The sequence below is a fragment of the Streptococcus sp. HMSC072D07 genome (genome assembly GCF_001814835.1).
Lineage (GTDB): Bacteria > Bacillota > Bacilli > Lactobacillales > Streptococcaceae > Streptococcus.
Genome location: NZ_KV818078.1, coordinates 84,203 through 90,821 on the forward strand (window position 1 = coordinate 84,203; position 6,619 = coordinate 90,821).

Below are 6,619 nucleotides of genomic sequence, written 5' to 3' on the forward strand. Positions count from 1 at the left end.
GAACGGACTATCAAGACTCGTGTCTACAGTTCCAATGATCAGGAAATTGACCGCCAAGAATTGTCTAATGAGGAAACCCTAGCTCCAGTAACGCAAATCGTCAAAGTCGGAACAGCTAAGCCAACTATGGTGCCAAATGAAGCGCCGAAAGCAGACGCTCTGCCAGAGTATCCACTGACATATACTGACGAAACTCGGGTTGAGAAAATCAACTTTAGCATTCGTGAAGAAGAAACGGATGAGCTTATTCAAAATGCTCGTCAAATCGCGACTCCAGGTGTTGAGGGTGAGCGCACGATTAAGACTCGCGTCTACAGTTCTAACGGTCAAGAGGTTGATCGCCAAGAGTTGTCCAACGAGGAAACTCTAGCTCCCGTAACGCAAGTAGTCAAAGTTGGAACGGCTAAGCCAAACATGGTACCGAACGATCCACCGAAAGCAGATGCTTTAGAGGAGTTCGATTTAATTTCACTGCATAATCTCTTGGCAGAAGCGGATCAGATTAAAGCTCAGGCCCGTTATTTCAACGATAGTCAGAGTCATCAAGCTAACTATGATGCTGCTTTGACGGCTGGTCAAGCGATTCTGAGCCAATCCCAAGCCAGCCAAGCAGAAGTCAACCAACTGGTGGAACAAATCAATCAAGCCAAGGCTCAATTAAGTGGTCTTGAAGTTGTTAAAACAGCTCTTCAGACTGAGTACGATTTAAATCCAAGAGTTAAAACTTCGGTTAAATATAAGAATGCGGACTCAGATAAGCAGACAGCTTATACTGACGAATTGACCAAGGCTGAAAGAGTTTTGAACAATCAGATTGCTACACAAGTACGGGTCAACCAAGCTCTTGCTAACCTGACAGCATCCAAAGAAGCTCTAAATGGTGTGCCTAAAGTCAAGCCGACAGTTTCCATTCTAAGTCTGACTGAGAATGCTGATGATAAGTCGGTGACGGTCCAATATAGATTGGAAGACCAGACCCAGTCCTTACGTTCAGCGACTGCAGAATTGTACCAGGGAGATCAGCTGGTTCGCACTCTTCCAATTACCAATTTTGCTGGCAGCTTGAAAATTGGCGATCTAGACTACTATACAGGTTATACTTTGAAAACCAAGTTGACTTATGAATTGGATAATGGTAGCTTTACTGAGTTTGAAACAGATAGTCGTAACTTTGAGCTAGAATACAAGAAAATAACCTTCCGTGATATTGATTCAGTTGAGTTTTATCATAAAGAAAACGATCAATACAAGCGCCTTGTATCGATGAGCTCTATGCCTACGGATCTGTCTACTTACTTCGTCAAGATCAAATCAAGCGAATCCAAAGAAATTCTCTTACCAGTTCACAGTATTTCTGAAGCAGAGAAAGATGGTAAGGCAGTCTATAAGGTTAATGTAACCCTTCCTGAACTCGTCCAAGAAAGTGAAGCGGGCTACAAGTCTGGGCATGACTTCTACATCAGTAAGGCAGTCCCAAGTCAGCAAAATGTCTACACTAGCTTTGCTGGATTGGTAGACGCTATGAAGCGAAATATGGCAGGAAATTATGTTCTGGGAGCTGATTTGGATGCGAGCGAGGTCAACCTAGCTCCTGCGGATTATGTCTACCTCAAAGGGAACTTCACCGGCAGTCTGACAGGTAGTCATAATGGTAAGCAATACGCCATTTATAATCTAGCCAAGCCTTTATTTGAAAACCTCAAGAGTGGGTCTACCATTTCAAATATCGACTTTAAAGATGTGAATATCGTGGGTACCTATGACTCGGCTGCACTGGCACGCAATGCGGAAAATGCGCGAATCACAGACGTTTCTGTTCAAGGGAGAGTATCGGTAGTAGGTAACGCTTCTAACGTAGCGGGTCTAGTAGTTACTGGAACCAATACGCAAATTACCAATAGTTCCTTTACTGGTACCATCCTATCTAACAATCAACACATCAAAGCTTATAACGTAGGTGGTTTGGTTGCGAGCCTTAAAGGAGGAGAATCTCTTCTTAGCCAAAGTAAAGCAGATGTAACGATTATTAGTGGTGCACGATCAAATGAACAACGTATTGGTGGTTTGGTTGGACGTCTAGAAAACAATGCTCGAATCACCAAATCTTATGTGATAGGAAAATTATATAATTCAACCACTAACGGTCAAATCGGTGGAGTGGTCGGCTCGAACTACTTCAATGGTTTAGTTGATAATGTTATCAGTAATGTTAGCGGTACAAATGTTTACAGTATTTCTGGGGATCAGGGCTACAAAAACGACCGCATTACGCAAGCATATAAAGTTGCCAAAAGCGAAACCTTGAAAAACGATCAGTTTGTTACTTCTACAATTACTCAAGAAGAAATGGAAGAAAAACTGACTGCTATGGACATAACAACTAGCCTAGATGACACGAATCTAAATATGCGTTTTGTCGACTATGGTGAAGTAAACAATGCTCAATTTGACCGCGGATATTCTTACGCAAATATGGAGAAACTGCTTCCTTTCTACAATAAAGAAACCATTGTTTCGTTTGCGAACAAGATTCCGAAAGAGCATAAGTTGAACAAGGAGTACCTACTGGATGTTGTTCCGATGAAGGGTGACCAGATTATCACTGATATCCATAGCAATAAAACAGCAATCAATCGTTTGATGCTTCACTACATGGACAATACCATTGACTACCTAGAAATATCTTATCAGGGAGATTTCGTAAATCGAGGCATTGCTGAGTATAGTATCAAGGGGTTAGACCTTCTTTATACTCCAGAAGCCTTTGCATCAGATTATACAAGTGTTCTAAATCAAGTCTTGCCAGAACTGAACAAGGTTGTTCTTGATTCGCCAGCTATGCGTACAGCTCTCGGAGTAACAGCAGACACTTCTTTGGATGAACTATATTTAGACACCGCATTTACGCAAGTGAAAAGCAAACTGTCAGTAGAACTACGAAAAGTTCTGGCTATGGATAAGGCTATCAATACTGAAGGTGAAGTAGTTAAGGATTATCTTGTTAAGAAGATTCTTGCTGATAAAGAAGCTTTCCTATTGGGTCTGACTTACCTTAACCGTTGGTATAATATCAACTATGATAACTTTAATGTTAAGGACTTGTCGGCTTACAAGTTTGATTTCTACGGTAAGAATGATGTTTCGACTTTAGATACAATCATTGCTTTAGGGAAATCAGGACTTGAGAATCTCAAGGCTAAGAACAACTATACAGCGTATGACAATTCGCTCTCTGAAGCAACTGGCAAGCGAGGACTCTTCAATTACCTTGAAGGCTACCGTCAGCTCTTCCTACCATATAAGACTAATAATGAATGGCTCAAAACCAATACAAAGGCCTACATCGTTGAGGCTAAATCGGATGTAGCAGAGGCTAGACAGCTTCAGGATGCAGCCGAGGGCAAGAGCAAGTACTCTGTCGGTGTTTATGACAAGATTACAGCAGATAATTGGGAACACAAGGGCATGCTCCTACCACTCTTGACCATGACTGAAAAAGGTGTCTATGCTATCTCTAATATGTCTACCCTCTCTATGGGGGCTTATGATCGCTATCGTCTGGATGCTAATAACAGAGTGCGCACAGACGCAGAACTAGTTGAATATGTCGAAGACCGTGTTAGAAAGTCAGCTGAATGGCAACGTGATCACTATGATTTCTGGTATAAGATTCTCAGTCCAGAAAGCAAGGACAAGCTCTTCCGTTCTGTTCTGGTTTATGATGGATTCTCATTGGTTGACAAGAATGGTCAAAAATACTGGGCTCCAGCTAATGATAAAAAATCTCTAGCTATGCAGGAGTTCTTCGGACCTGCCGGCAAGTGGTATCCAAGCAAGGGTTATAATGCCTATGCGACAGGAAGTGTAACTCACTTTGATGCTGCTAAATTGTTGGAAGACTATGGTAACTCAGTCTACACGCATGAGATGACCCATAACTCTGACGGTGCTATTTACTTTGAAGGATATGGTCGTCGTGAGGGACTAGGTGCGGAACTCTATGCTCGCGGACTCTTGCAGTCTTCGCCGAGTGCAGATGAACCAACTATTACGCTCAATACTCTCTTCAAGGTGGACAAGGATTCTAAGACCCGTATGCATACCTATAATTTCAAGGAACGTGTTCAAAATGAAGCAGACCTTCAACACTATGTCCATGGTATGTTTGACATGATTTACACCTTGGACTATCTAGAAGGTACTTCTATGCTGAAGCAGAGCGATACTGCCAAGTTACAGTGGTTCAGAAAGATGGAGAATTACTATATTACAGATAAGTATGGTAAGGAGACTCATGCTGGTAACCAGACGCGAAGCTTCACTGCTGAAGAAATCAAGCAATTAAAGACCTTTGACTCTTTGATTGAAAATGATGTTATCACTCGTCGGGAGAACAAGGAAAGCGGAAAATACGGCCGAAATGGCTACCTCAGTCTCAGCCTCTTCTCACCAATTTACTCAGCCTTGAGCAATCCAAATGGAGCGCCAGGTGACGTCATGTTCCGTCGCACAGCCTATGAATTACTAGCAGCCAAGGGCTACCATGACGGATTTGTCCCTTATGTTTCCGGTCAGTACTCTCAGGAAGCCTTCGATGAAGGGAAGAAAACGTGGGACGGATGGTCTGGAAGAGATGTCGGTCTCGTGACAGACCAGAAAGTCTTGGAAAATGTATTTAAAGGTGAATACACCTCTTGGGCAGCCTTCAAGAAGGCCATGTACAAGGAGCGAATTGATCAGTTGACCAAACTGAAGCCAATCACCATTGAGTACGAGCTTAAAAATCCAAACAGTACCAAGAAAGTAACCATTCGTTCTTATGCAGAGATGCAGCAATTGATGGATGCAGCAGTAGCAGAGGATGTACGCAACATTACCAATGCTACTAGCCGTGTCGAAGCTAGCTGGGTCAACCTGCTTAAGAAGAAGATTTACAACGCTTATCTTCGTGAGACAGACGACTTCAGACAGTCTATTTTCAAGAAATAAGGAAACGATTCTGTTTGATTAAAATTTGAAAAATTCCTAGGTTTAAGGCTACCTAGGAATTTTTTCTGTGGTTTCTCCATGATCTTGTTTGTGCATTCAAGACCTGATAAGATAAGAATTTTGACAGCGTAAATGAACTGAAAAGATTAGCAGTTTTTTTGTGGCTATTATTTATAGCAAATAAATTGAATAATCTAGTAAATTTCGGTAGAATAGAGGGGATTCAAATCATGATGAAGGAAAGATTAGGAATGAAAAGAAGTTATTTAGGAGAAAAGCACCAGCGTTTTTCATTGAGAAAAGTTTCGGTTGGTTTGGTTTCTGCTTTGGTAGGGGTTTTCTACCTTTTTAGTGGAGGAGGTTCTCTTGCAAATGTAGCAGCCAGTGAACAGACGCCATCCGTCACAAAACAAATCCACTATAAGTACGTGACAGAGAGTGAGCTCACGGACCAAGAGAAGCAATTGGTAGTCAAAGAATTGCCACAGTTTGCTGAGGAAACAGATGATACATACTATTTGATTTATCGTCCGACGAGACAGTTGCCTGCAACTGGTCATAGCCAACTCATTAGCTCAATTGCAGCGGGGGCAGGCATTGTGCTACTGGTCGTAGCGATTAAACTGGGAAGAGATGATCGCAAGAAACTCGCTTCTTTCATGCTTTTGACCAGTCTAGGAAGTCAGCTAATTGCGCCAACTTCCTTGGCTTTGACAAATCAAATGCTGGCAGACTATAATCAGGAATTGACTGTACAGATCGGGGAAACATTGCAATCCCCACTTACGATTGAAGGCTACCAATATGTAGGGTATTTGAAATCTCAAAAAGAAGTGAAGCCTTCAGTTGATGGCAAGAAAGAGTTGAATCATTCGGCTCCTATTGATACTCCAGTTCAAACTTCAAACGGAAGTCAAGCGCAGGAAGAGTACCGTGCTCAGAAACCAAGTGATGCTCCTGTCTTTGAACAACCAGAGTTAAAGGTTGAAAGTAAAGATACCAGTCGTACAGAGATTATTCCTTTCCAAGTGGAGGAAGTAGAGGCGGCTGATTTGCCGCAAGGTCAAACTGAGGTGATTCAGGCAGGGAAAAATGGTAGTCGTACCATTCTGACCCGCAGCTACATTTTAAATGGTCAGGTGATCCATACAGAGGAGGTTTCCAATCAGGTAACGACTGAGCCTACTTCTGAGATTAGAAAAGTCGGAAGCAAGGTCCTTTCTCCTACAAAACCAAGCCCAGAGGAGTCCGTTAGTGAAAAACCAACAGACGCTCCTGTAAATGAAGTTCCAAGCTTAAACGTTGAAGAAAAAGATGTTACCACGACGGTAGCAGAACCCTACACTCGAGAACAAGTTGAGAGTGATAGTTTGCCAGTTGGCCAGACCAAGATAACCCAAGCTGGTCAAGATGGTGTGCGTACGATCGTCACCCGTCAGTACATGGTAGATGGAAAAGTAGAGAGAAGCCAGGAACTCTCTAACGAAGTGACAACCCCAGCAGTATCAGAAATCGTAACAGTTGGAACAGGCCCTGTTAGCGAGAAACCAACAGACGCTCCAATAAATGAAGTTCCAAGCTTAAACGTTGAGGAAAAGGATGTTACCACGACGGTAGCAGAACCCTACAC

Annotated in this window: 2 protein-coding genes; both read left to right on the forward strand. The window is 42.5% G+C overall.

Features of this window, described 5'->3' with window-relative positions:
• Positions 1-4,989 (forward strand): ZmpA/ZmpB/ZmpC family metallo-endopeptidase (locus HMPREF2991_RS11050; protein WP_070683824.1); only part of this gene is annotated, 4,989 nt, incomplete at its 5' end.
• A 251-nt stretch (positions 4,990-5,240) separates the two neighbouring features.
• Positions 5,241-6,619, forward strand: a 1,379-nt coding sequence (locus tag HMPREF2991_RS08295) for a G5 domain-containing protein (protein ID WP_257372018.1), incomplete at its 3' end; no start/stop codon positions are given.